Here is a 240-nt window from a genome sequence, read left to right as displayed (position 1 = left end):
CCTGAAGGATGCCAAGCGCCGGGGCATGCGCGTCCACGGCCGGCGCGGCGAGGCGTGCCCCGTGTGCGGCGACGAGGTACGCAGCGTCTTCTTCGCCGACAACTCGCTGGAGTACTGCCCGACGTGCCAGACGGGCGGCAAGATCCTCGCCGACCGGCGCCTGTCACGGCTGCTCAAATAGCACGGTTTCGTCCCGAGTCGGCGGGAATGAATCCGTGTCGGCGGTGTTGATTAGACTTC

The 240-nt window shown here is 67.1% G+C and carries 1 protein-coding gene; it reads left to right on the top strand.

Features of this window, described 5'->3' with window-relative positions; translation table 11 throughout:
• Nucleotides 1-181: zinc finger domain-containing protein (locus ACZ3HG_RS24705; protein ID WP_465335159.1), on the top strand; the 181-nt coding region annotated here is incomplete at its 5' end.
• Nucleotides 182-240: the final 59 nt, after the last annotated feature.

Source organism: Erwinia sp. PME.40.26/001 (assembly GCF_055556675.1).
The sequence above is the reverse complement of the archived record's forward strand: the minus strand, read 5'-3'. Positions and strand labels throughout refer to the sequence as shown.